Source organism: Acidimicrobiales bacterium, assembly GCA_036270875.1.
Lineage (GTDB): Bacteria > Actinomycetota > Acidimicrobiia > Acidimicrobiales > AC-9 > AC-9.
Window position 1 is genome coordinate 33,525 of the sequence record DATBBR010000050.1, and the last position, 24,235, is coordinate 57,759.

Annotated in this window: 27 protein-coding genes and 1 tRNA gene; 13 read left to right on the forward strand and 15 right to left on the reverse strand. The window is 72.1% G+C overall.

Annotation, left to right across the window (positions count from 1 at the left end; translation table 11 throughout):
- Positions 1–8: 8 nt before the first annotated feature.
- Complete coding sequence (locus VH112_05670; GenBank protein ID HEX4539717.1) at positions 9–365, forward strand: co-chaperone GroES; 357 nt, start codon at positions 9–11, stop codon at positions 363–365.
- Entirely contained in the window at positions 362–751 is a 390-nt protein-coding gene (hisI, locus tag VH112_05675) for a phosphoribosyl-AMP cyclohydrolase (GenBank protein HEX4539718.1), read from the forward strand. The genes VH112_05670 and hisI overlap by 4 nt, the downstream gene beginning before the upstream one ends.
- On the opposite strand, the gene VH112_05680 is transcribed toward hisI, so the two are convergent.
- The gene (locus VH112_05680; GenBank protein ID HEX4539719.1) at positions 732–2,906 is read right to left on the reverse strand and encodes an anthranilate synthase component I; all 2,175 of its coding nucleotides are present in this window, start codon (positions 2,904–2,906) and stop codon (positions 732–734) included. The genes hisI and VH112_05680 overlap by 20 nt on opposite strands.
- Positions 2,907–2,950: 44 nt before the next feature.
- On the opposite strand from VH112_05680, the gene VH112_05685 reads away from it, so the two are divergent.
- Positions 2,951–3,868, forward strand: a complete 918-nt coding sequence (locus tag VH112_05685) for a glycine cleavage T C-terminal barrel domain-containing protein (GenBank protein ID HEX4539720.1) — start codon at positions 2,951–2,953, stop codon at positions 3,866–3,868.
- Positions 3,865–4,674 (forward strand): hypothetical protein, encoded by an 810-nt coding sequence (locus VH112_05690; protein ID HEX4539721.1) that lies wholly within the window; start codon positions 3,865–3,867, stop codon positions 4,672–4,674. Before VH112_05685 ends, VH112_05690 begins: the two co-directional genes overlap by 4 nt.
- Here VH112_05690 and VH112_05695 read toward each other — a convergent pair.
- Complete coding sequence (locus tag VH112_05695; protein HEX4539722.1) at positions 4,671–6,053, reverse strand: HAMP domain-containing sensor histidine kinase; 1,383 nt, start codon at positions 6,051–6,053, stop codon at positions 4,671–4,673. The genes VH112_05690 and VH112_05695 overlap by 4 nt on opposite strands.
- 3 nt (positions 6,054–6,056) lie before the next feature.
- A complete protein-coding gene (locus VH112_05700; GenBank protein ID HEX4539723.1) occupies positions 6,057–6,737 on the reverse strand; it encodes a response regulator transcription factor in 681 nt (226 codons plus the stop codon).
- 140 nt (positions 6,738–6,877) lie between these two features.
- Between VH112_05700 and trpC the strand changes: the two genes are divergently transcribed.
- The 5 genes from trpC to VH112_05725 all read left to right on the forward strand — a co-directional run bounded on the left by trpC (position 6,878) and on the right by VH112_05725 (position 10,787).
- Positions 6,878–7,678 carry an indole-3-glycerol phosphate synthase TrpC gene (gene trpC, locus VH112_05705; protein ID HEX4539724.1) on the forward strand — a complete coding sequence of 267 codons (801 nt, stop codon included), beginning with the start codon at positions 6,878–6,880 and terminating at the stop codon, positions 7,676–7,678.
- A 67-nt stretch (positions 7,679–7,745) separates the two neighbouring features.
- Positions 7,746–8,399 carry a phosphoribosylanthranilate isomerase gene (locus VH112_05710; GenBank protein ID HEX4539725.1) on the forward strand — a complete coding sequence of 218 codons (654 nt, stop codon included), beginning with the start codon at positions 7,746–7,748 and terminating at the stop codon, positions 8,397–8,399.
- A 3-nt stretch (positions 8,400–8,402) separates the two neighbouring features.
- A complete protein-coding gene (gene trpB / locus VH112_05715) occupies positions 8,403–9,590 on the forward strand; it encodes a tryptophan synthase subunit beta (GenBank protein ID HEX4539726.1) in 1,188 nt (395 codons plus the stop codon).
- The gene (trpA, locus tag VH112_05720) at positions 9,587–10,423 is read left to right on the forward strand and encodes a tryptophan synthase subunit alpha (GenBank protein HEX4539727.1); all 837 of its coding nucleotides are present in this window, start codon (positions 9,587–9,589) and stop codon (positions 10,421–10,423) included. Before trpB ends, trpA begins: the two co-directional genes overlap by 4 nt.
- Positions 10,416–10,787, forward strand: coding sequence for a hypothetical protein (locus VH112_05725; protein ID HEX4539728.1), 372 nt, complete (start codon positions 10,416–10,418; stop codon positions 10,785–10,787). The genes trpA and VH112_05725 overlap by 8 nt, the downstream gene beginning before the upstream one ends.
- Here VH112_05725 and VH112_05730 read toward each other — a convergent pair.
- From VH112_05730 to VH112_05780, 11 genes are all read right to left on the reverse strand, one after another.
- Positions 10,759–11,841, reverse strand: a complete 1,083-nt coding sequence (locus VH112_05730; GenBank protein HEX4539729.1) for an acyl-CoA dehydrogenase family protein — start codon at positions 11,839–11,841, stop codon at positions 10,759–10,761. The two genes, VH112_05725 and VH112_05730, sit on opposite strands and share 29 nt — an antisense overlap.
- Before the next feature lie 59 nt (positions 11,842–11,900).
- Positions 11,901–12,266, reverse strand: a complete 366-nt coding sequence (locus VH112_05735) for a CrcB family protein (GenBank protein HEX4539730.1) — start codon at positions 12,264–12,266, stop codon at positions 11,901–11,903.
- Complete coding sequence (locus VH112_05740; GenBank protein HEX4539731.1) at positions 12,263–12,610, reverse strand: DUF190 domain-containing protein; 348 nt, start codon at positions 12,608–12,610, stop codon at positions 12,263–12,265. The genes VH112_05735 and VH112_05740 overlap by 4 nt, the downstream gene beginning before the upstream one ends.
- Positions 12,588–13,016: a CrcB family protein gene (locus VH112_05745; protein ID HEX4539732.1), complete on the reverse strand. Its 429-nt coding sequence runs from the start codon at positions 13,014–13,016 to the stop codon at positions 12,588–12,590. Before VH112_05745 ends, VH112_05740 begins: the two co-directional genes overlap by 23 nt.
- 4 nt (positions 13,017–13,020) lie before the next feature.
- Positions 13,021–14,619 carry an AarF/UbiB family protein gene (locus VH112_05750; GenBank protein ID HEX4539733.1) on the reverse strand — a complete coding sequence of 533 codons (1,599 nt, stop codon included), beginning with the start codon at positions 14,617–14,619 and terminating at the stop codon, positions 13,021–13,023.
- Between the two features lie 77 nt (positions 14,620–14,696).
- A complete protein-coding gene (locus VH112_05755) occupies positions 14,697–15,908 on the reverse strand; it encodes a beta-ketoacyl-ACP synthase II (protein ID HEX4539734.1) in 1,212 nt (403 codons plus the stop codon).
- Positions 15,908–16,147: an acyl carrier protein gene (gene acpP / locus VH112_05760; GenBank protein ID HEX4539735.1), complete on the reverse strand. Its 240-nt coding sequence runs from the start codon at positions 16,145–16,147 to the stop codon at positions 15,908–15,910. The genes VH112_05755 and acpP overlap by 1 nt, the downstream gene beginning before the upstream one ends.
- A 44-nt stretch (positions 16,148–16,191) precedes the next feature.
- Positions 16,192–16,935, reverse strand: a complete 744-nt coding sequence (gene fabG, locus VH112_05765) for a 3-oxoacyl-ACP reductase FabG (GenBank protein ID HEX4539736.1) — start codon at positions 16,933–16,935, stop codon at positions 16,192–16,194.
- Positions 16,932–17,861 carry a beta-ketoacyl-ACP synthase III gene (locus VH112_05770; GenBank protein ID HEX4539737.1) on the reverse strand — a complete coding sequence of 310 codons (930 nt, stop codon included), beginning with the start codon at positions 17,859–17,861 and terminating at the stop codon, positions 16,932–16,934. The genes fabG and VH112_05770 overlap by 4 nt, the downstream gene beginning before the upstream one ends.
- Positions 17,858–19,042 (reverse strand): ACP S-malonyltransferase, encoded by a 1,185-nt coding sequence (fabD, locus tag VH112_05775; GenBank protein ID HEX4539738.1) that lies wholly within the window; start codon positions 19,040–19,042, stop codon positions 17,858–17,860. Before fabD ends, VH112_05770 begins: the two co-directional genes overlap by 4 nt.
- A gap of 313 nt (positions 19,043–19,355) precedes the next feature.
- Positions 19,356–19,438 (reverse strand) — tRNA-Leu (locus VH112_05780).
- A gap of 108 nt (positions 19,439–19,546) precedes the next feature.
- On the opposite strand from VH112_05780, the gene VH112_05785 reads away from it, so the two are divergent.
- The 4 genes from VH112_05785 to VH112_05800 all read left to right on the forward strand — a co-directional run bounded on the left by VH112_05785 (position 19,547) and on the right by VH112_05800 (position 23,475).
- The gene (locus VH112_05785) at positions 19,547–21,697 is read left to right on the forward strand and encodes a DUF2232 domain-containing protein (GenBank protein ID HEX4539739.1); all 2,151 of its coding nucleotides are present in this window, start codon (positions 19,547–19,549) and stop codon (positions 21,695–21,697) included.
- Entirely contained in the window at positions 21,694–22,488 is a 795-nt protein-coding gene (locus VH112_05790; GenBank protein ID HEX4539740.1) for an energy-coupling factor transporter transmembrane protein EcfT, read from the forward strand. The genes VH112_05785 and VH112_05790 overlap by 4 nt, the downstream gene beginning before the upstream one ends.
- Positions 22,489–22,563: 75 nt before the next feature.
- On the forward strand, positions 22,564–22,857 hold the full coding sequence (locus VH112_05795) for a hypothetical protein (protein ID HEX4539741.1): 294 nt from the start codon (positions 22,564–22,566) through the stop codon (positions 22,855–22,857).
- A 27-nt stretch (positions 22,858–22,884) separates the two neighbouring features.
- A complete protein-coding gene (locus VH112_05800; protein HEX4539742.1) occupies positions 22,885–23,475 on the forward strand; it encodes a response regulator in 591 nt (196 codons plus the stop codon).
- Between the two features lie 43 nt (positions 23,476–23,518).
- Here VH112_05800 and VH112_05805 read toward each other — a convergent pair whose 3' ends face one another.
- Complete coding sequence (locus tag VH112_05805) at positions 23,519–24,190, reverse strand: metal-dependent transcriptional regulator (protein HEX4539743.1); 672 nt, start codon at positions 24,188–24,190, stop codon at positions 23,519–23,521.
- Positions 24,191–24,235: the final 45 nt, after the last annotated feature.

A 24,235-nucleotide genomic window follows, 5' to 3' on the forward strand; every position in this document is an offset into this window, starting at 1 on the left:
GTGCCCTAGTGACACAGCCAGCAGACGCCCGGACCGGGAGCTCGAAGCCCCAGCAGAAGCAGCCCATCACCATGCTCAGCGATCGCGTGCTGGTGCAGCTTCCGGCGGTGGAAGGGGAGCGGACGTCCCGAGCCGGCATCCTCATCCCGGCCACGGCCCAGGTGTCCAAGCGCCTGGCCTGGGCCGAGGTGGTGGCGGTCGGGCCCCACGTGCGCAACATCACGTCCGGCGACCAGGTCCTGTTCAATCCCGAGGATCGCTACGAGGTCGAGGTCCAGGGCGACGACTACCTGATACTGCGCGAGCGGGACATCCACGCCGTCGCCTCCGAGCGGATCGACGGCGGCACGGGGCTGTACCTGTGACCGACCAGGCGTCGTTCGTGGCCACGCCCATCGAGGTCGACGAGGCCGCCGTTTCGGCCATCGCCTTCAACGACGACGGCCTGGTGCCCGCCATCGTCCAGGACCACACCACGGGACAGGTGCTGACGCTGGCCTGGATGGACGACACTGCCCTGCGGCGCACGCTGTCGTCGGGTCGGACGTGGTTCTGGAGCCGCAGCCGCCAGGAGTACTGGTGCAAGGGTGAGACCTCGGGCGACCGCCAGTGGGTGCGGGGCGCCTACTACGACTGCGACGGCGACGCCGTGCTGGTGGTCGTGGACCAGGAGGGGCGGGGGGCGTGCCACACCGGCGAGCGCACGTGCTTCTTTCGGGCGTTCGGCGAGGTCACCCCGACGGCGGGCTGACCGCACTGCGCCGGCCCAGCCGGGCCACGACGCCGCGCACGAGTCGGATGCCGACGTCGTCTTCGGCCGACATGATCGACTCGGGATGGAACTGGACCCCCGCCACGGGAAGGTCGACGTGCTCGACCGCCATGACCACCCCGTCTTCGGAAAGCGCGGTGGCCATCAGTCCGGGCGGCAAGGCCGCCGCCGGCGCGTGGAGGGAGTGGTAGCGGCCGGCCGTGAACCGCTCGGGCAGGCCGGCGAGCAGCTGGCCCCCGACGACCCGGATCACGGAAGGCTTGCCATGGGTCGGGGTCGCCAGCGTGTCCAGCTTTCCGCCGAGGTGCTCCACCAGGGCCTGGAGGCCGAGGCACACCCCGAACACGGGAAGGCCCCTCGCCAGGCAGGCGGCGATGGTGGCCGAGCAGTCGAAGTCCTCGGGCCGCCCGGGTCCGGGCGAGAGCACGACCAGGTCCGGCGCCAGCCGGTCGAGCTCGTCCAGGGGGAACCCGGCCCGAAGGGTCGTGACGTCGGCACCCCCCTGGCGCAGGTAGTTGGCCAACGTGTGCACGAAGGAGTCCTGGTGGTCCACGAGCAGCACGCGGGAGGAGGGCACCGAGCGCACCTCGACGACATCACCATCGACGGCCTCGGGCCGAGGCTGGCGGACGGCGTCCAGGAACGCCGCCGCCTTGTCACGCGTCTCGAGCTCCTCGGCCTCAGGATCTGACTCCCACAACAGCGTCGCCCCCACCCGCACCTCGGCGACCCCGTTGCGCACCCGCACGGTCCGCAGTGTCAGGCCGGTGTTCATCCGCCCGTCGAACCCGACCCAGCCCACGGCGCCGCCGTACCAGGCCCGGGGTGTCTTCTCGTGGTCTTCGATGAACTGCATGGCCCAAGCTTTCGGGGCACCCGTGACCGTCACCGCCCACATGTGGGACAGGAAGGCGTCCAGCGCGTCGAAGCCCGGCCGCAGCGTGCCCTCGACGTGGTCGACGGTGTGGATGACCCGGGAGTAGATCTCGATCTGGCGGCGCCCGATGACGCGCACGCTGCCCGGCTCGCAGATGCGGGACTTGTCGTTGCGGTCGACGTCGGTGCACATGGTGAGCTCGGACTCGTCCTTCGACGAGTTCAGCAGGGCCCGGATGCGCTCGGCGTCGTCCATGGGATCCCGGCCCCGGGCGATGGTGCCCGAGATGGGGCAGGTCTCCACCCGGGGCCCGTCCACCCGCACGTACATCTCCGGGGAGGCGCCGACCAGGTGGTCGGACTGTCCCAGGTTGACGATGAAACCGTAGGGAGCGGGGTTGCGCTCCCGAAGCCGGCGGAACAGCTCCGAGGGCGGGACGGTGCAGGGTTCGAAGAACGTCTGGCCCGGCACCACCTCGAACAGGTCGCCGCGGCCGAAAGCCTCCTTGGCCACCAGCACCCCGGCCGCGTACTCGCCGGGCCCGTGGTCGCAGGAGCGAGCGACCTCGGACACGCCGACGTACGGGGCGCTGTCTCCCTCACGGGGCAGCCCCCGGGTCGACCGGGCACCTGCCTCGAGCTCGTACCGTCGTCGGGAGGCCCGCTGGCGCTGGTGGTCGACGACGACGATCTCGTCCGGAAGGTACAGCACCAGATCGCGCTGGTTGGCGGGCCGCTCCAGCGTCAGGCGGATGGGCTCGAACTGAAAGGCGAGGTCGTAGCCGAAGGCGCCGTAGAGGCCCAGGTGGGGATCGGCGTCGCTGCGGAACAGCGCCGTCAGGGCCCGGATGACGGAGAACACCGAAGGCTGGAGGCTGCGTGCTTCCTCGGGGAAGCGGCGGGAGGGCGCCTCGACCACGCCGGTCAGGCGCTCGCCTCGCAGCTCGGTCGAGGACAGGTCCGGGACCTCGGCCAGGACGTCGGCCAGGACCGGGAGCAGCTGGCGCCCCCGCCGGTTGAGGGCGGTGACGCTCACCTCCCGCCCGCGGCAGGACAGCTCGAGGAGGGGATCCACGAACCCGACGTCCCACCGGGTGTAGCGGCCCGGGTACTCGAAGCTGGAGGCGAACAGGGCGCCCCGCCGGGTGTCGAGCGCGTCGATGATCTGGTCGATGGCCCCCTCGACCGCGATGTCCTCGACCGTGCGAAGCACGCGGATCCCGCGGTCGGTGGTGTAGGTCGTGGCCTCAGGGGTCATCGACTGTCAACAGTAGGCGGCCGGGTGCGCCATCATTTGCCTCTATGGACCGCGCCAGCTGGGACGACGACTACCGGGCCCTGCGTCACGAGGTGGGCGCGGCGTGGGTCCCTCGGGACGTGGTGCGGGTCGCGGGCCCGGAGGCCGTGGCCTATCTCCAGGGCCAGCTCAGTCAGGACGTCGAAGGCCTGGAGGTCGGAAGTTCGGCCGGGTCGCTCTTGCTGAGCCCCCAGGGCAAGATCGACGCCGTCGTGCGGGTGACCCGGACGGCTGGCGACGAGCTCCTGCTCGACGTCGACGGGGGCTACGGCTCGGTCGTCGTCTCCCGCCTGGCGCGGTTCAAGCTCCGGACCAAGGTCGACATCGAGGCGCTCGGGTGGCGCTGCCTCGCCCTTCGCGGCCCTCACCTGGCCGATCTCGGCCTCGGCGCCCATGAGCGGGACGGGCTGGCACTGGCCGCCGACTGGCCGGGCCTCCCCGGCGTCGACCTGGTCGGCGAGCATCCGGCCGTGCCCGACGGGGTTCCGGTCTGCGAACCCGCGGCCTGGGAGGCGGTGCGGGTCGAAGCCGGGATCCCGACGATGGGAGCAGAGCTGACCGACCGCACCATTCCCGCCGAGACGGGCCTCGTGGAGCGCACGGTCAGCTTCACCAAGGGCTGCTACACCGGCCAGGAGCTCGTGGCCCGCATCGACTCCCGGGGCGGGCGGGTCCCCCGCCACCTGCGGGGCGTGGTGGTCAGGGGAGGCGACGCCCCGCCAGTGGGCGCCGCACTGTTCGCGGAAGATGGGGGAGAGCGCGAGCTGGGCCAGCTGACCAGCGTGGCCCTGTCTCCGACGCTCGGAGGCCCGGTGGCCCTGGCCTACGTCCGCCGGGAGGTCGAGCCGCCGGCCGATGTCGTCGTCCGCTGGGGTGGGGAGGAGGCCTCCGGCCGGGTGGAGGCCCTGCCCCTCGTGACATGAGGCTGGGACGCACGCCGACACCCGCCGTGGCCGCGCTGGGCCTTGCCGCGCTGGGCCTCGCCGGGCTGGGGCTTGCTGCCTGCGCCCCCGGCGCGGTCAGCGCCCTTCCCCCGCCGCCGAGCACCGCCCCGAGCCGGTCCACGACCACGACCCCCGACCTCACCGGGATCGCACTGCCCGGGGTGCCCGGGCGCACGACGATTCCCGGCGTCGCGATGGGGCCCGGACACGCCACGCTGTCGGGCACCGTGAGTGGGCCGGGCGGCCCCGTCGGGGGCGCCACCGTGGAGGTCCAACGCCTCGTCGGCGAGGCCTCGGCCACCGCCCGGGTGACCGCCGGACCCGACGGGCGGTGGTCGCTCCCGAACATCCTCGGCGGCCGCTACCGGGTGCGGGCGTGGCGCGTGCCCGACCAGACCATGGCCACCCCCGCGATCCTGTTCCTCGGGGGCGGAGAGAACCGGACCCTCGGTCTCGGCGTGCAGAGCTTCTCGGGACCCGTCGTGACCTCGGCCGTCGCTCCCAACCCGCCAGTGGCCAACCAGCCCGCCAACCTGGTGGTCGAGGTGAGCAACGAGGCGGTCGACGCCCAGGGCGTCGGGCGGGCCGACCCGGCCGCGGGCGTGAGCGCGCAGCTCAGTGGGACCGGGGCCTGGCAGGTCACCAGCCCCAACCCCACGACGACCGACCGGGGCGGCCAGGTCACCTGGCACCTCACCTGCGAGGCCGGTGGCACCCAGCCGCTGGGCGTATCGGTGAACGGGGCCGCCCCGGTGCCGATCGACGTGCCCGCCTGCGCCGGCTAGCGGTGGAGGCTCACGATCATCCGGGTGCCCCCGCCGTCGGCGACGGGGGACTCGGCCCGGACGGTCGCGCCCATGGCCCGGGCCAGCTGGGCCACGATCGGGAGCCCGAGCCCGGACCCCAGCTGGCGCGCCGGTGGGCGTGACAGATGGAAGGAGCGCTCGAACACCGCCGACAGCTCGTCGGCGCGGATTCCCGGTCCGTCGTCCTCCACGAGGACCTCCACGCCCGCTCCGTCCCCCACCATGGCCGACACCCGGATGCGGGCGCCGGCGAACTTGTAGGCGTTCTCGACCAGGTTGGCCAGCACCTGGGCCAGGCGGTCGGGATCGGCCATGGCGTCCAGTGGCCCGTCGTCCCCGCAGGCCACCACCAGCTCCAGCCCGGCCTTCTCGACGACGGGGCGAAATCCCTCCGTCGTATCGACGACCACCTCGGCCACGTCCGTCGGGCGCACGTCCAGGGAGAACCGGCTGGCGTCGAGCTTCGCCAGCTCGAGCAGGTCCCCGACCAGGCGCTCGAGGCGGCGGGACTCGCTGGCGATCACCGAGGCGGCGCGCTGCGTGTCGGTGGCCGCCCCCTCGGCGATGGCCTCGGCGAAGCCGCGGATCGAGGTCAGGGGCGTCCGCAAGTCGTGGGACACGGCCATGAGGAACTGCCGTTCGAGGCCTCGGGCCCGGCTGAGGCTGGCCGCCATGGTGTTGATGGACCTGGTGAGCGAGGCCAGCTCGGGGTAGTCGTCACCCGCCACGGGCACCTGGGTCGCCAGGTCTCCTTCGGCGATCCGCCCCGTGGCCGCCACGGCGTCGTCGAGGGGCCGGGTCACCCGCCGGCTGAGTCGTTGGGCCACCACGGCGGCCACGGCCAGCGTGCCCGCTCCCACCAGGACCAGATAGAACCAGCTGGGACCGGCCCTGCTGACCCGCCGGGTCAGGACCACGGCCTCGTGGGGCTGCGTCAAACCCCGGCTGCGCTCCGCCGCGGTGAGCTGGACGGGGACGGCGGTGTACACGAGGTTGCCCTTGGTCCCCGACGTCGACAGACCCTGGCTGACCTCGTCCGGATGGACGTTGCCGGCCGTGAGCCCCGACGGGAGGGAGGTCACGAACTGGCCGCCGCTGATGGTGACGACCTCGGCGCCGTCCAGCCGGACCACCCGCTTCAGGATGGGCAGGATCGTCGCCCGGCCGGGACTGCCCGGGGTCGGCCGGGCCGCCTCCGCTGCCTGAGTCCCCTGGGCGATCGCCGTGGCTTGGCCGAGGAGCCCCTGGCGGGCGTCGTCGACCGCAGCCCGCCGGGCCAGCAGCAGGGCGCCGACACCAGCGGCCAGCAGGGCGGCCGCCGTGACCCCGACGATGGCGATGGTGAGGCGGCGTCGCACGGGTCAGCCCAGGCGGTAGCCCACGCCCCAGACGGTGGCGAGGGGGAGCTGGTCGCCCAGCTTCTTGCGGAGCTGGCGCACGTGCACGTCCACGGTTCGCTCGTCGCCATACCAGCCCGGCCCCCAGACCCCCTCGAGGAGCTGGGGTCGGGTGAGCGCCAGGCCGGTGTTGTGGGCCAGGTGCGCCAGGAGGTCGAACTCCCGCGCCGCCAGGGGAACGACCCGACCGGCGACTCGGGCCTCGCGGCGACCCAGGTCGACCTCGACCCCTCCGGTCACCAGGACGTCGGGCTCGTCACGGGGTGGCCCGTCGACCCGCCGGAGGATCGCCTTGACCCGTGCGACCAGCTCACGAGGCGAGAAGGGCTTCGTCACGTAGTCGTCCGCGCCCAGCTCCAGCCCGAGCACCCGATCGATCTCGCTGTCGCGGGCGGTGAGGATCAGCACCGGCACGGCGCCGCCGTCCCGGAGGCGGCGACAGGCGTCGAAGCCGTCCATCTGCCCGGGCAGGCCGAGGTCCAGCACGACCAACCGGGGACGCTCCCTGCCCACGACGTCGAGGGCCCGCCCGCCGTCGGTCGCCTGGAGCACTCGGAAGCCCTCCCGGCGCAAATACAGCTCGACCAGATCGGCGATGTTCGGGTCGTCCTCGACGACCACGATCGTCCCGAGGTCGTTGGCCACGCACCAAGGGTGGCACCCGTGGAGGCGCGAAGGTGCGCACTGTCTGTGCCGGCGTCCCTGACCGCGCCGGGACCCCCACCTCCGCCAGCGGCCGTCATTCCGGGAGATCGGCAGACGTTGACCGGTAGCATTTGGCCAATATGGCCACCTACCTCGACCGCATCCTCGCCGTGCATCGGGCCAGGGCCGCGGAGGACAACCGCCCGGTCGAGGGCCTGGTCGAGGCCGCCCGGCGGGCGCCGGAGCCGCGGCCATTTCGCCCGGCGGTCACGCAGGACGGCCTGGCGGTCATCGCCGAGCTCAAGCGCCGCTCGCCGTCGCGGGGAGATCTGGCCCCCGAGCTGGATCCGGCGGCGGTCGCCTCGTCCTACGCGGCGGGGGGAGCAGCCTGCCTGTCGGTGCTGACCGACGCCCGGTTCTTCGGAGGGTCGCCGGCCGACCTGGGCGCGGCCCGGCGCGCCGTCGACCTGCCCGTGCTGCGCAAGGACTTCACCGTGTCCGAGGCCGACGTGTGTGATGCCCGGCTGATGGGCGCGGACGCCGTCCTGCTGATTGTGGCCGCCCTGGCGGACGCCGAGCTGGTCCGGCTGCGGGGCCTGGCGAGGGAGCTGGGCCTGGCAGCCCTGATCGAGGTCCATGACGAGGCCGAGCTGGAGCGGGCGCTCGATGCCGGCGCCGACCTGGTCGGCGTCAACCAGCGCGACCTGACGACCTTCGAGGTCGACCACCAGCGGGCCGAGCACATGGCGCCGCGGATCCCGGGCGGTGTCGTCAAGGTGGCCGAGTCCGGGGTGCGTGGCGCGGCAGATGCCGCCCGCCTGGCCGGCTCCGGCTTCGACGCCGTGCTGGTCGGCGAATCGCTGATCCGGGCCCCCGACCGCCAGGCTGCGGTGCGGTCCCTCCTCGGCGAGGTGAGAGCGAGCGGGTCCGCGTTTTCGTGAAGGTCTGCGGCACCACGAGCGAGGCGGGCCCGGGAGGCCGGCCCAAGGTGAGAGCGAGCGGGTCCGCGTGTTCGTGAAGGTCTGCGGCACCACGAGCGAGGAGGACGCGCTGCTTGCCGTCGCTCTCGGAGCCGACGCCCTCGGCTTCGTCTTCGCCCCGTCTCCCCGCCAGGTCGCCCCCAGCCGGGTTGCCGACATCGCCCGTCGCCTTCCCCCCCACGTGATCACGGTCGGCGTGTTCAGCAACGAGACGCCCGAGCGCGTCGTCGAGGTCGTCAACACCATCGGTCTCAAGGGCGCCCAGCTACACGGCAACGAGTCTCCGGAGGCCACCCGGTGGGTGGCCGAGCGTGTCGGCGTGACGATCAAGGCCTTCGCGGCCGGCCAGCGGGCCATCGCAAGCGCCGCTGACTACCGCGCCGACCTCGTGCTCCTCGACGCCCCGTCGCCGGGATCGGGAAAGGTGTTCGACTGGCGGCTGGCCGAGGGCGTCGTCGACGGCTCACGTCTGCTGCTGGCGGGCGGTCTCGACCCGGTGAACGTGGGCGAGGCCATCGCCCGCGTCCACCCCTGGGGCGTCGACGTCGTGACCGGCGTCGAGGCCCGGCCGGGGCGCAAGGACCCGCGTAAGCTCCGCGCTTTCATCGCCGCCGCCAAGGCCGCCGGCCGACCTGACTACCAGGGCGACGACGACGCGCCGTACGACTGGCAGGAGGGCTGAGGGATGGAGGTGCGGTCTTCCTCCCCCACGACGATGGGCGAGCCGAGCCCGTCCGGTCGCTTCGGCTCGTTCGGCGGGCGGTTCGTGCCCGAGTCGCTGGTGGGGGCGTGCAAGGAGTTGGAGGCGGCGTTCCGCTCGGCCTGGGCGGACGATGCCTTCCAAAGCGAGTACGCCACGCTCCTGCGCGAGTACGCCGGCCGGCCGACACCGGTGACCGAGTGCCGCCGGCTGTCGGATCGCCTTGGGGTGCGGGTCCTGCTCAAGCGCGAGGACCTGGCCCACACCGGCTCCCACAAGATCAACAACGTGGTGGGGCAGGCCCTCCTCGCCCGGACCATGGGGAAGCGGCGCCTGGTGGCCGAGACGGGAGCCGGACAGCACGGCGTGGCCACGGCGACGGCGGCCGCCCTGTTCGGGCTGGAGTGCGTCGTGTACATGGGAGCCGTGGACGTGCAGCGCCAAGCCCTCAACGTGTTCCGCATGAACCTGCTGGGCGCCGAGGTCCGACCCGTCGACTCTGGGAGCCGCACCCTGAAGGACGCCATCAACGAGGCCATGCGGGACTGGGTCGCGTCGGTCGAGACCACGCACTACTGCCTCGGGTCGGTGATGGGCCCGCACCCCTACCCCTGGATGGTCCGCGAGCTGCAGCGTGTCATCGGCGACGAGGCGCGCCGCCAGTGCCGCGAGGTGCTGGGGGGTGACGACCCGGATTTCGTGCTCGCCTGCGTCGGGGGCGGGTCGAACGCGGCGGGGACGTTCGCCGGGTTCGTGGACACCCGAGCGGCCCTGATCGGCGTCGAGGCCGCCGGCGGCGCAGCCATCGGACACGGTGTCCCGGGGGTCGTGCACGGCATGCGTTCGCATCTTCTCCAGGACGAGTACGGCCAGGTGCTCGAGGCCCACTCGATCTCGGCCGGCCTCGACTACCCGGGCGTCGGTCCCGAGCACGCCTACCTGGCCGAGGTCGGTCGGGCCCGCTACGTCGAGGCCGGCGACGACGAGGTGCTGGACGCCCTGCGGCTGCTGTCGGAGACCGAGGGCATCATCCCGGCCCTCGAGCCCGCGCACGCCGTGGCCTACGTCGCCCGGGCCGCGGGCGACGAGATCCCGACCGGCTCGACGGTGCTCGTGACCCTGTCGGGGCGGGGTGACAAGGACGCGGCCGAGGTGATGGAGCTGCTCGGGTGAGCCGCGTCCTTTCGGACGCCGCCGACGAGACGTCACCTTCCGGCGGGGGCAACGCGCCCGTCGGGTCGCTCGAAGCAACCTTGCGGGCGGCGCGCGACGAGGGTCGCAAGCTTCTCGTCCCCTACGTCACGGGAGCCCTGACACCACACTGGTGCGACGTGGTGCGGGCCGTCGCCGCGGCCGGCGCCGACGGCCTGGAAGTCGGCATCCCGTTCTCGGACCCGATCATGGACGGACCGACCATCCAGGAGGCGTCGGCGCGCGCCCTGGCGCGCGGGGCGACGCCGGCCGGCATTGTGTCGGAGCTGAGCGGTGTCGACGTGGAGATTCCGCTCGCCGTGATGACCTACTACAACCTCGTGTTCCGGAGCGGCCACCGCCGCTTCGCCCGTCGGCTGGTCGAGTCCGGGGTGGCCGCCGCCATCGTGCCGGATCTTCCGCTCGACGAGGTGGGGGAGTGGGCCCGGGCAGCGGACGACGCCGGGGTCGAGACGGTCATGCTGGCGGCGCCGACGACGGCTGACGACCAGCTGGAGGCCATCTGCCGGCGAGCCCGCGGCTTCGTGTACGGGGTCGGCCTGCTGGGCGTCACCGGCGAACGAGACGAGCTGGCGACGAGCGCCCGCAGGATGGCCCGGCGGCTCAAGGCCGTGACCGACAAGCCGGTCCTGATCGGCGTGGGGGTGTCCACCCCCGACCAGGCCAGGGACGTGTGCGAGGACGCCGACGGCGTGGTGGTGGGGTCGGCGCTCGTGCGGCGACTGCTGGAGGGTGGGGGTCCCGACGAGGCCGCCGCCTTCGTGGGAGAGCTGCGGGCCGGCATCGATGCCTGAGCAGCCGGATGGCGGAGCACCGGCCGAGGGCGATCGCTCCCTGCTGGACGACGGGAAGGTCGACGGGTGCGAGCTGTGCGAAGCGGCGCGCATCACACCGTGGCATCACGAGGACGACGTCTGCTGGGTCGCCGACTGCGAGATCTGCGACGTGCCCATGGTCGTCTGGCGGCGTCACGGCGCAGAGCCGCCGAGCGCGGCTGTCGATCACATGATCGGCGTGCTGGAGCAGGTCGCGACGGCGCGCTTCGGCCCCGAGGGGTTTTCGGTCGATCGGGTCATGCGCCAGATGCCGCACCACTTCCACGCCCACGCTCGCGATCCGAGGTGGTGGGTCAGGCGCTTCGCGGGTGGTCGCCAGTGAGGCGGGTGAGGCTGGCCCGGCGGATGGAGTCCGTCTGGGCCTGCACGACGTAGAAGAGGGCCTCGCGGGCCAGCCGCTGGGCGGGATGGGTGCGGGCTATGGCGCCGCCGCCAAGGGCGGTGACGAGAGCCCTGGAGGCCTTCTGCGCAATCTCGAGGTTCGACACCCTGGCTTCGACGAGGCGGGCCAGGTGGGCGTCGAAGGCGGGGCCTGGCTGCTCGGGCATCGGTGCGTCGGCGAGCTCGTAGGCGCCCTGGCGTGAGCCGGCCAGCTCGGTCTCCAGCGCGCCGGCCGTCTCCGTGGTGGTGTGGTCGCGCCGCTGGGCAGCGGCCTCGGCGAGGAGCCGGCAGCTGGTGCCGGCGACGCCCAGGGCGGCTGGGCTCGGCTGCGACGTGGTGACCCGGTCCTCACGACGCCAGGTCTCCAGCGGCTCGACCAGCAACACCTCCTCGTCGGGGACGAACAGGTCCTCGAAGGCGACCCTGACCGTCGAGGTGGACTGCATGACGGCCAGCTCGAGCGGGGGCGAGGGCCGCACCCCGTCATCCGCTCGCCCGTCGCGGAGGAACCACAGCACGTGGTCTCCGGGGAGGCAGGCGGCCACGGCGAAGATGTCGGCCATTCCCCATGAGGTCGCCCAGGGCGCCACCCCGGTGACCCGGTAGCCGCCCGGAACCTCGGTGGCCCGAACGGCGGGCGACGCCCAGCGGAGGTAGGCGAACATCACGCCGGCGAGCGACCCGCCCGCGCACAGCGAGTCCAGCCACCGCGCCCGCAGCGCGGCATTGGGAGTCCGGGCAAGGAGCCGGACCGGGGTGTGATGCTGGGCCCAGACGAAGAAGGTGGCGCCGCACGCCCCAGCCAGGGCCTCTTGGACGGCGCGCACGACCGGCGGCGCTATCGGCGGGTGCCCGTCCGGCTGGGGGCCCGCCAGGCCGAACAGCCCGTTGTCGGCAAGGGCCTGCAGGTTCTCCTCGGGCACCCGCGCGGCCACATCGGTTTCCTGGGCGTGCGGGAACAGGGTCGAGGCGGCGACCGACCGGGCTGCCTGCACCAGGTCCCTCGGGCCAGGGTGATCGGCCGAAGGGTGCCCGGTCCGGTCGGCGGCCGCCACTACAGCGCGCCGAGCGCGAACCCGGCGCCGGCCGCGAGCAGCCCGGTCACGAGGCTTCCCACCACGTTGGCCAGGCCGAGCAGTAGGGCCCCGCTCTCGAGAAGCCCCACGGACTCGAAGCTGAACGTCGACAGCGTCGTGTAGCTGCCGAGGAAGCCGATGCCGATCACCACGGCAGCGGTCGAGGCCAGGCCGTGATAGAGGGCAAGACCGAGCACCACTCCGGCGAGAAAGGACCCGCTCGCGTTCACGAGGAGCGTGCCGAAGGGAAAGACCGAGTAGTGCCGGCGCGCCACGGCGCGATCGACGAGGTACCGGACGACCGCCCCGAGGGCCCCGGCGACGGCGACTCCGAGGTAGGTCATGAGCTCGGTGCGGCCCGTCCGACGTACTTGACGATGTCCACCTTCTCGCGAAGCACCAGCCCCTCGGTGATCAGCTCGTCCAGCTGCGGCAGGAAACCCTCGATGAGCTCGGACGTGTCGACGATGGTGATCAAGATCGGCAGATCGGCGCTGAGGCTCAGGATACGCGTGGTGTGAATGGCATTCGAGGCGCCATAGCCTTCGAAGCCGCGAAAGACCGTGGCCCCCGCCAGCCCCGCCTCGTGGGCTCGATGCACGATCTCGGTGTAGAGCGGCTTGTGCTGGTAGTGGTCGTTCTCCCCGATGAAGATGCTCAGCTGCTCACCGGTTCCTTCGAGTCTCATGGCTTCCTCCCGCTCGGGCCGGCCACGCTCGACCGGCAGCCATACCGCCGACGACGGAAAGCAGGCCGGCCACCACGGTCACCAGGGCGTACGTCGCGGCCATCCCCACGGCTCCGTCTCGGACAAGCAGGACGGCCTCGACCGTCCACGTCGAGAACGTCGTGTACGCACCGAGAAACCCTATGGCGAGGAAGGCCCGCAGGTACGGTGTAGGCCGCACGCGCTCGGCAAGGAGCGTGTACACGAGCCCGAGGAGGAACGCCCCGGACACGTTGATGCCCAACGTGGGCCATGGGAACGCATCGCGGCCGACGTCGCCTCCGAGCTCGATGCCGTAGCGGGACAGTGCCCCCAGGGCCCCGCCCGAGGCCACCGCGAGGATCACGGCAGGGTCGGCCCTCCTCACCCCGTCAGCGCCGGCTCCGGCGGTCCTCCATGCGCCGACGGATCACGGCGCGTCGGGCCTGGAGCTCGCGGTGGGTGAGGCCCCCGACGTCGGAGGTCAGACCCATCGAGGCCCGCACCCCGTCGAGGTCCACCGGGACCGTGCGCGGATCGATGCCCACGTCCCGCGCGATGCGGTCGCCGTGGTGGGTGGCGAAGTAGGTCGCCAGGTAGGTGATCTCGGCGAAGAGGTCGACGTCGGGCGCCAGGTTGGCCATGGCGGCGTCGAGAAAGAGCATGTTCTTGACGAACAGCATGAGCTCCTTCGGCATGCGGGCGCCGTAGCTGAGCAGGGCCTTGGTCAGCTCCCGGATCTCGCCGATCAGCTCCTCGGCGGACATGTTCGTCGGGTCCTTGACGGGGTCGTCGATGCCGAGGTCCCTGATGACGCCGTCGACGTCGACGTCCCTGGGCAGGGCGCCCATGTCGCGCAGGGCCTCGATCTGGAGGTGCACGTCGTTGGTCGTGCCCCCCATCAGCAGACGTAGGAAAGCCAGCCGTTGGGGCTCGTCGAGGCGTCCGGTGATGCCGTAGTCCAGCAGGGCGACGCGGCCTCCGGGTTGGACGAACATGTTGCCGCCATGGAGGTCGCCGTGGAACACGCCGAACAGGATCGCTCCCTCCATGAAGGCGATGAGCGAGGCCCGCACCACCGCCGACGTGTCGATCCCAGCAGCGCGCATCCCCGCCACGTCGTCCCATCCGAAGCCCGCCAGTCGCTCCATCACGAGGACCCGCCGGGTCACCAGACGGGGGTGAGGGCGGGGCACCACCAGGGCCCGCTGGTCGGTCTCGGCCAGTATGCGGGCGATGTCGAGCATGTTGTCGGCCTCGAGGCGGAAGTCCAGCTCCTCGACGATGGTCTCCGCGAACAGCTCGATGAGAGCGGGAGGATTGGCCAGGGCGGTCACCGGGATGCGGCCGACAAGGGTAGGGGCGATCCAGCTCATGGCGGCCAGATCCCGCCGGACGAGCCCGCTCACCTGGGCTCGCTGGACCTTCACGACCACCGGCTCGCCCGTGAGCAGCCTGGCCCCGTGGACCTGGGCGATGGACGCCGCCGCCACGGGGGTCTCGTCGAACTCGGCGAAGACCGAGTCGAGGGGTCGGCCGAGGTCGGTCTCGACTGTCTGGCGCACGGCGGCGAAGGGCTCGGCCGGCACCTGGTCGCGACAGAGGCGGAACTCCGCCACCAGCTCCTCAGGGAAGATGCCCTGTCCCGACGACAGGATCTGCCCGAGCTTGATGTAGGTCGGTCCCAGCTCCTCGAAGGCGATGCGGAGGCGACGCGACAACCCGGCGCGCGACTCGGCCTGTGACCGTCGCCGCTCGACGAGGTACCAGCCCGCCACCGCCCGTCCCAGCTGGCTCCCCACCCGCACCACCCGTCGCCCGGGTGGGAGCCGGCGTCGCCGTAGGAGCTGAGGCACCTCGGCGCGGGTGCGGGTCCGTATCCGATCGACCCCCGCTCGCCACGGCAGGTCGTGGAGATCGATGACCCACGGGCCGTCCTCGGTGAAGGCACCGAAGTCGAGATCGGCTGGTCGGGAGGTGGGTACGGTCACCGGGGCGACCGTACCGGAGGGTCTCCCAAAGGGAAACTCGCGCCTGGTGGCCGCTCGTCGAGGGCCGCTGCGGGCGCTCAGTCCTCGGCGCTGGGCACGAAGATCAGGGAGCCGTTGTGACCACCGAAGCCGAACGAGTTCGACAGGACCGGACCGGGCTCCCACGGCCGGGGGGCGCCGGCCACGATGTCGAGGTGCAGCTCAGGATCGGGCGTCACGTAGCCGGCCGTGGGAGGAATCGCCCGCCGGTCGATGGTGAGGACCGAGGCGACCGCCTCGATGGCTCCGGCCGCTCCGAGGGCGTGACCGGTGACGCCCTTGATCGAGGTCAGCACGGGACCGGGTGTCCCGAACACCTTGTTGATGGCCTCGGCCTCGGCCGCGTCGTTGAGTGTGGTCGAGGTCCCGTGGGCGTTGATGTGCGCGATCTGGCGCGGCGCGAGGCCGGCGTCGTCGAGCGCCTCCTCCATGCAGGCGGCCGCACCCGTGCCTCCGGGCGCAGGGGCTGTGAGGTGGTGCGCATCCGCCGTGCTGGCCGCCCCGGCCAGCTCGGCGTAGACGGGCGCGCCTCTGGCCCGGGCCCGGTCCAGGTCCTCGAGGACCATGGCCGCCGATCCCTCGGCCAGGACGAAGCCGTCACGCTCGAGATCGAAGGGTCGGGAGATGCCCGACTTCGACAGCGCGGTCATGTTGCCGAAGCCCGAGAGCGTCACCGGGATCATCGCCGCCTCGGCTCCACCGGCCAGCACGACCTCGCAGCGCCCAGACGCCACCAGGCGGGCACCGTTGCCGATGGCGTGCGACCCGGCGGCGCACGCGGTGGCGATCGTCTCGCACGGCCCTCGCCAACCGTTGCGCATCGACACCATGGCCGACCCGGCATTGGCCATCATCATCGGGACGAGAAAGGGCGAGACCCGGTCGGGCCCCTTCTCCTGGCTGACCACGAACTGGTCCTCGAGGGTCTCGATGCCGCCGACGCCCGTGCCCATGACCACGCCGGCGCGGTCCGGGTCGGGTTCCAGGGCCCCGGCATCGTCCAGGGCCATGGCGGCCGACGCCACGGTCAGCTGGGCGAACCGGTCGACCCGGCGGACCTCCTTGGGCCCGAACCACCCCGTCGGGTCGAAGGCGGTGACGCGACGGTCACCCACCGGAGCTGGCGCACAGAGGCCGTCCCAGAAGGCGTCCTTGCCGATGCCACAGCGCACCACGACGCCCAGGCCGGTGACGGCGACACGGCGGCCGGTGGCTGCCGTACCCGGGGCCCGACCCCAGGCCAGCTGCATCAGAGCTTGGACGTGATCAGGTTGAAGGCCTGCTCGACCGTCTCGATCCCCTCCAGCTCGGACTCGTCGATGGTGATGTCGAAGGCCTCCTCGAGCGCCATCACCAGCTCGACCAGGTCGAGGCTGTCGGCGTCGAGGTCATCGCCGAAGCGGGCGTCGAGCGTGATCTGGTCCGGCTGGACCTGGAGCACCTCGACGGCGCAGGTCTTGAACTTGTCAAAGGCGGCTTCGTTGTCCACTGAAGATGGTTCCTTTCGGTGATGGTTGACTGGACTATCAGGCACTAGATGCCCATCGCCAGGCCGCCATCCACGGGCAGCACGGTACCAGTGATGTAGGAGGCCTCCGGCGATGCGAGGAAGGTGATGGCCGTCGCCACCTCCTCGGGGGTGGCGACCCGCGCGAGGGGGATCATGGCGGTGAGCTCGGCCATGCGGCTGTCGGCCACGTCGTCGAGCATGTCGGTGGCCACCGGACCAGGAGCGACGAGGTTGACCGTGATCCCGCGGGACCCGAGCTCACGGGCGAGGGAGCGGGCCAGGCCCAGCAGGCCGGCCTTGCTGGCGGCGTAGTTGGCCTGCCCCTGACCGCCGGCGAAGCCGGCTGCGGAGGAGACGAGCACGATCCGCCCGTCGTGGGCCCGCACCATCCCCCGGACCGCCCGCTTGACGGTGCGATAGGTGCCGGTGAGGTTGGTGTCGAGCACGTCCTGCCAGTTGTCCTCGCTCATCCGCAGGAGCAGGGTGTCCCTGGTGATGCCGGCGTTGGCGACCAGCACCTCGACGGGACCCCACCGCTCCTCGATGGTCTCGAACGCCTGCTCGACGTCGCTCGGCGCGGTGACGTCACAGCGCAGGCACAGCAGCTCAGTGGAGCGCTCGCTCCGTCCCTCGGGCCCCGCCGGCGGCTTGGTGCGGAAGGTCACCGCCACGCGATCGCCGGCGTCCTGGAACCTCCGGGCACAGGCCAGGCCGATGCCGCGTGAGCCACCGGTCACGAGGACCACCCGCTGGGCCCGCGCGCTCACCGGCCCCACCGGACCACGACGCTGGCCCATGTCATGCCGGCGCCGAAGCCCGACAGCAGAACGTTGTCCCCGTCGCGCAGCCGCCCGGCATCAGCGGCCTCGGCGAGGGCCAGCGGGATCGAGCCGGCCGAGGTGTTGCCGGTGCGCTCGAGGACCATGGCCGTCCGGTCCAGGGGGATCTTGAGACGCTGGTTGGCCGCCTCGATGATGCGCAGGTTGGCCTGGTGGGGCACGAAGAGGGTGATGTCGTCCGCGCTGAGCTTGGCCCGCTCCATAGCCGCTTGGGCCGACTCGACCGTCACCCGCACCGCTCGCCGGAAGACCTCACGCCCGTCCATCTTGATGTAGGCGCCATGGTCGCAATAGAGCAGGGGCACACCGGAGCCGTCGACGCCCAGGTCCCAACCCAGCACCCGGTCGTCCCCGGGGAGTGCCTCCAGCACGAGGGCTCCTGATCCGTCGGCGAACAGCACCGCCGTGCCCCGGTCGCTCGGATCTGTGATCCCGGAGAGGGTGTCCGTGCCGATGACCAGCGCCCGGTCGACTCCAGTGGAGATGAGCGCGTGGGCGGTGACGATGGCGTAGACGAAACCGGAACAGGCCGCGTTGAGGTCGAAGGCGGCGCACCGCAGCCCCAGCGCGTGCTGGACGGTGGCTGACGTCGCCGGGACGGCTCGATCGGACGTCGTCGTCGACAGCACCAGCAGGTCGACGTCGGACGGGAGCAGCCCGGCCTTTGCCAGCGCAGCTCGTCCGGAGGCCACCGAGAGCTCGCCCGTCGTACTACCTACCCGTCGCTCGCGAATGCCGGTGCGCTCGACGATCCAGGAATCGGTCGTGTCAAGGCGCGCCTCCAGGTCGGCGTTGGTCACCACCGTCTCGGGCAGGGCCGACCCCCACCCCGCGATGGCCGCCCCCCTGGTCACTGGGTGGGCGCGGCGCGGAGCCACGCGACGGGCTGTCCGGCGAGGACGCGCTGGCCGGCCAGGGCCAGGAACCCCTGGACCGAGCCTGAGAACGGCGACCGCACTTCCTCCGAGCCGACGCTGCCGACGATGTCGCCGACCTCTACCCGGTCCTGCAGGTCCTGTCTCGGCTGGAACAACCCCGCGGCCTGGCTCACGACCAGGCGCTCGGAGGTGTACAGGTGCTCGCCTTGATGGTCGGCGGCGTAGGCGTGGAGCGGCCCCTCACCGGCCAGGGCCTCGACCAGCACGTCGAGGTCGTCGGGCTTGGAGACGCTCACCGCCAGCGAGCCGGAGACGGTCCGGCGGGCAAGGGCGGAGAGCACGCCGCCCGGCCCGACCTCGACGAACGCCGTCACCCCGGTCTCGGACAGCCCGCTCAGAGTCTGGTGCCAGCGCACCGGGCTACAGAGCTGGGCAGACAGGAGGCCGGGCCACTCCTCGGCCGTGGCGTGGGGCCGGGCGTCGACATTGGCCGTGACCGGGATCTCCGGATCAGCGAAGCTGGCGGTGGCGAGGGCCTTGCGGAGCCGATGACGGGCGGCCCCCATGAGGGGGGTGTGGAAGGCGCCGCCGACCTGGATGGGCAGCACCCGGCGGGCTCCGAGCGTCTTGGCCACCTCGGCGGCCGCGGCCACTCCCTCTGCCGTCCCGGCCACGACGACCTGACCAGGGGAGTTGTAGTTGGCCAACCACACGTCGCTTTCGGCCCGCTGGCAGGCGGCCTCGGCGTCGGCGTCACTGATCCCGATGAAGGCGGCCATGGTGCCGGGATGCTCGTCAGCGGCGCCCTGCATGGCGTCGCCGCGCTCGGTCACCAGGCGGGCGCCGTCCTCGAAGCCGAGCGCCCCGGCGGCGACGAGCGCTGTGTACTCGCCCAGGCTGTGGCCGGCGCAGGCCGACGGAGCGAGCCCGAGGCGCTCGATGGCGTCGAGGGCCACCAGGCTGAGGGCGAACGTCGCCAGCTGGGCGTTCCTGGTGGCCGTGAGCTCCTCGCTGTCCGCTTCCAGCAGCAATCCGGCGATGTCGCGCCCGGCCGCCTCGGAGGCGTCGCCCACCACCTCCCACGACGGGTGGTCGACCCATGGCCGACCCATACCGGGCCGCTGTGATCCCTGTCCGGGGAAGGTGAATGCCAGCACCGCCGCTCCTCTTGCGTGCCACGTGTGGTGTACCGCTCGCAACCGGGCCTAGGTGTCAGACCAGGCCGGAGGCCACCGGGTTTCACCGGCTCTCCTGCTACGCCCGATACGAGACCCGTTCCTGCCCGCTCACCGCGTGCCCATCCGGCGCTCGTTCTGGGCCAGCAATCGTTGGCGAAGGGCCGCAACCGTCGTGCCCACGAAGGCAATGCCGAGCAACATCCACCGACGTACGCGCACCAAACCCACCTTAGCCGGCCGCTCTCGAGTCGAACACCTGTTCATCAGGGTCCAAAGAGCTGAGTCCCAACCGTGCCCGGAGCGGGACTCGAACCCGCACGCCCTTGCGGACAATGGCTTTTGAGGCCATCGCGTCTACCGTTCCGCCATCCGGGCATGTCGCTGTGAACGATGGCGACTGTCGATCCAGCCCGGTCATTGTACGAGCGCCCGGCCCGACGCAGCCGACCGGCGGAACTTGGCGCGACCTGAGAGGCTGGGACGGTGGGGAGCCCGGCAATCGGTGAGGTGACGAACCGGGCGGACGCCGCGCCCGGCGATCCCAGCCCGCCGGCCCGTACGAAGGGCCGGCTGCGCCCGGCCGAGCTGGCCGAGTCCGCCATCCTGGCCGACGTCGCCGTGGGCCTGATCCTCGTCGGCTGGCTCATGCCCCTCGGCGGCATCCTGCACGCGGCAGCGGTGACGCCCCTGGCCGCGCTGGCGGTGCGCCATCGGTTGCGCGCCATGGTCGTGGCGACGCTCGCCGGAGCAGCTGTGGCGTTCCTGATCGGCGGCGTGGCCCTCGCCATCCACGTCGGGACCGCCGGCGCCCTCGGGTTCGCCGTCGGCACGGCGCTGCGAAGGGGCTGGGGGATGGCCCGCACCGTCGCCCTCGCCGTGGCCACGACGGGCACGACCGTGATCGGCCTCACGCTCCTCGTGTTGTACTCGTTCAGCCAGCTGCGCAACCTCACCCTGGCCCAGATCCGCATCGGCTGGCAGGGCACGAGCCGCATCCTCCGCCATATCGGGCTCAACTCGGTCGTCGGCTGGGGAAACGACGCCGTCAACTGGATCATCGCCCACTGGTGGATCGCCCTCCCCGCCGGGGAGCTGGTCAGCACCATCGCCGCCGCCGTGTTCGCCCGGGCGTTCGCCGTTCCCGCGCTCCGTCGCCTCACGCAGGCCACGGGGCCGGCCCCCGTCCTGCCGCCGCCGCCGCCCGATGCGCCCGTGGGGCCGCTCCCGGTCGAACTGCGCGGCGTCGGCTACCGCTATCCGCGGGCCGAGAGGAACGCCCTCTCCGACGTGAGCCTCACCATCCCCCCCGGCGCATTCGTGGCGGTCCTGGGGCCCAACGGGTCCGGAAAGTCCACGCTCGCCCGCATCCTCGCCGGCCTGGCGCCGACCGAGGGCACGATCACGAGGCCCGGGGATGCCGGGCTTGGCCGTCGGGGGGGCACGGCAATGGTGTTCCAGCGGCCCGAGAGCCAGGTCCTCGGAGTCCGGGTTCGCGACGACGTCGTCTGGGGCATGCCCCCTGACGAGGAGGTGGAGGTCGGCGAGCTTCTCGCCTGCGTCGGCCTGGCCGGACTGGAGGAGCGCGAGACGGCGACCCTCTCGGGCGGCCAGCTCCAGCGCCTGGCCATCGCCGCCGCGCTGGCCCGGCGACCGGCGTTGCTCATCTCCGACGAGGCGACGTCGATGCTGGATGCCGCCGGTCGTGAAGGCCTCACTGAGGTGCTCCGCCAGTTGGCCCGGAGCCAGGGCGTCACCGTGGTCCACATCACCCACCGCCAGGAGGAGGTACGAGGAGCGGACCTGGTGGTGGAGCTCGGCGATGGGCGGCTGACCCGCATCGGGAGCGACCCGCCCGGCGGCAGGGCGGCGCCAGCCGAGCGCGATGTCCGGCCCCCGGTGGCGAGCACTGGCGTCGTCCGCGCCGGGTCGGTGCCCGCGCTCGTGCACCTGGCGGGGGTGGGCTATGTGTACGCCAGGCGCTCGCCCTGGGCCCACCGGGCCCTGAGTGATGTGGACCTGGACGTGGAGCGCGGTGAGGGTCTGGTCGTCTGCGGCCACAACGGCTCGGGCAAGTCCACGCTGGCCTGGATCTTGGCGGGGCTGCTGGTCCCGACGGAGGGCGAGGCGACCCTGGACGGCCGACCCCTTCCCGACTGCGTGGGACAGGTGGGTGTGGCGTTCCAGCACGCGCGCCTGCAGCTGTTTCGCCCGACGGTGTTCGGCGACGTCGCCTTCGGGGCCGACCTCGATCGGGAGACGATTGCCGCCGCGCTGGAGGAGGTGGGACTCGATCCGGTGGAGATGTCCGAGCGGCGGATCGACGAGCTGAGCGGAGGCCAGCAGCGCCGCGTCGCCCTGGCGGGGCTGCTCGTGCGCAGGCCGCGCCTCCTGGTGCTGGACGAGCCCCTTGCGGGGCTGGACGACGAGACCCGAACGACACTTGTGAACGTGCTGGCGCGCCGGCGGGACCATCACGGGGTGGCGACCGTCGTGGTGTCCCATGACCTGGAGGCGGCGCCCGGGCTGGCGGACCGTCTGGTCGTCATCGACGGCGGGCACCTGGTCACCGACGGCTCGGTGCTCGATCTGCAGCTGGCGGCGCCCCCTGGGACCGGTGCGGGCGGACCGGCGTGAGCAGCACCAGTGCCCGGCGGTCGAGCGAGCTGCACCTGCTCCGCTATGTCCCTACCAACAGCCCCCTGCACCGCCTGTGGGCGGGCACCAAGCTCCTGGGGCTGTTCGCCTTCGGGGTCGCCTTGTCGCTCAAGCCGAACTGGCCCGCGGAGGGAATCCTCGCCGCGACCCTCGTGGTGGCCGTGCTCGTCGCCCGGATCCCGGCCGGCGCCGCCCCTCGGCTGCCCCCGTGGGTCGGCATCGGGCTGGGGATCGGCGCCGTGCTCTCCTTCCTCGCCGGCGGTCACCCCGAGGTCCATGTCGGCCAGGCGACGATCGGCCTGGGCGGCCTCGACCAGTGGGCCCGGTTCACCGTGCTCACCGTGCTGCTGCTGTTGGGCTCGGCCCTGGTCGGGTGGACGACGCCACTGGCCGAGCTGGCGCCGGCTCTGGCGCGCCTGCTCTCGCCGCTGCGCGTCGTGCGGGTGCCCGTGGACGAGATCGTGCTCAGCGTGGCATTGAGCGTGCGCTGTCTTCCGCTGCTGGTGGACGAGCTCCGGGTGCTCTACGCCGCCCGCAGGGTTCGGCAACCGGAGATCCCCCAGGGCGCGAGAAGCCTGTTCAACGAGGCCGTCGACCTGCTGGTCAGCGCCCTCGTGGCTGCCACCCGGCGGGCCCAGGAGATGGGCGCCGCGATCGAGGCCAGGGGCGGCCTGCGCGCCGCCAGCCGGCCAGGCCCCCGCCCCCGCCTGGTGGACTGGGCGGTCCTCGCGCTGGCCGCCGCGATCAGCGCCGCCATGGTCATCGTCTGATCGTCCGACGAACCGGCGATGCACCCGGCAATTCCGCCTTCCTGCCAGCAGGTTGCGCTCTACACTGACCCCGGCATGCACCGGTCACTCGTCGAGCGGCGCCTCATCGAGGTCAACTCCCGGCTCAAGCGCGTCCGCGAAGAGCTGGTCGTGGTCGACGAGCAGCTGACAGCGCTGGCCGAGGCGGCCGACGAGGCGCGGATCCGATATCTCGTCTCGGAGACGCCGCTCGCCGATCGTGAGCTTCGGGAGGCGCGCCGGCACGCCGATGCCATGGCCCGCAGCCGAGCCGCGGTGGTCGAGTCGATCACCGAGCTCGAGCGGGCGCAGGACGAGTTGCTCGACCGGCTCGTGACCGAGCCGCAGTAGCCGGCCGGGAAGGAGCGATCGTTGACGGTGCGCGTGGTCATCGCCGAGGACGAGGGGATCATCCGCCTCGACCTCAAGGAGGTCCTCGAGGAGGAGGGCTACGAGGTCGTCGGGGAGACGGGACGGGGCGACGAGGCCGTCACCCTGGTCCGCCAGCACCGGCCGGAGCTGGCGATCCTCGACATCAAGATGCCCGGCCTCGACGGCCTGGCCGCGGCGAGGGAGATCTCCGGGGAGCGACTGGCGGCGGTGCTCATCCTCACCGCGTTCAGCCAGCGCAACCTCATCGAGGAGGCCCGCGACGCCGGTGCCCTCGCTTACCTGGTGAAGCCGTTCCAGAAGTCAGAGCTCATCCCGGCCATCGAGGTCGCCCTGGGCCGGTTCGCCGAGCTCAAGGCCCTGGAGGCGGAGAACCGGGGCCTCGAGGGGCAGAACCGCAGCCTCGAGGACCTGCTCGAGCGCCAGCGTCTGGTGGATCGGGCCAAGGGCATGCTCATGGACAACCACGGGATGAAAGAGGCGGACGCCTTCTCCTTCATCCAGCGGACGGCCATGCGACTACGCCTCACGATGAAAGAGGTCGCCCGTCAGGTCATCGAGGGCACCCTCACCCCCTGACGGGCGGCCGTCCTGAGGCCCCGACCCGGGGTCCGAGGTGCGGCTAGGCCTGGGCCACGAAGAGCTGGGCGGCGATGGACGGCCCCAGCTCGATGGGGGCGTCGGTACCGATGTCGTCCAGCACCAGGGTCAGGCTGCCGTCGGTCTCCTTCGTCTGCACCCGGGCGTCGGTCCCGGGCACGAAACCGTGGCTGCTCAGGTAGCTCAGCGACTCGAGATCGATCTCGACCTGCTCGGTGACCCGCTCGAGGCGGACATGGTCGCCTGGCTCGGCGTCCGCCAGCGAGGTCTGGGCCGGGGCCGAGCCGCTGGCACCGGGGATGGGGTTGCCGTGGGGACAGGTGCGGGGATGGCCGAGCAGGTCGATCAGGCGGGCCTCGACCTCGTCTGAGATGACGTGCTCCCAGCGGCCCGCCTCGTCATGCGCCTTGTGCCACTCCAAACCGATGATGTCGGTGAGGAGCCGCTCGGCCAGGCGATGCTTGCGGACCACGCTCTCGGCTCGGGATCGGCCCTTGGTCGTGAGGGTGACCGATCGCGCCGCCACGGTGACGTAGCCATCGCTCTTGAGCCGGCGCACCATCTCCGACACCGTCGGAGCCGAGTGGCCGAGGCGCTGGGCCAGGCGAGCCTGGATGACCTGCACGCCCTCCTCCTGAAGGGAGTGGATGGCTTCGAGGTACTCCTCGACCGGAGGATGAAAGCCATTGGCCACGACCCTCAAGACTACCCGGGACCCCGCCGAAACGGCCGGGCGCCA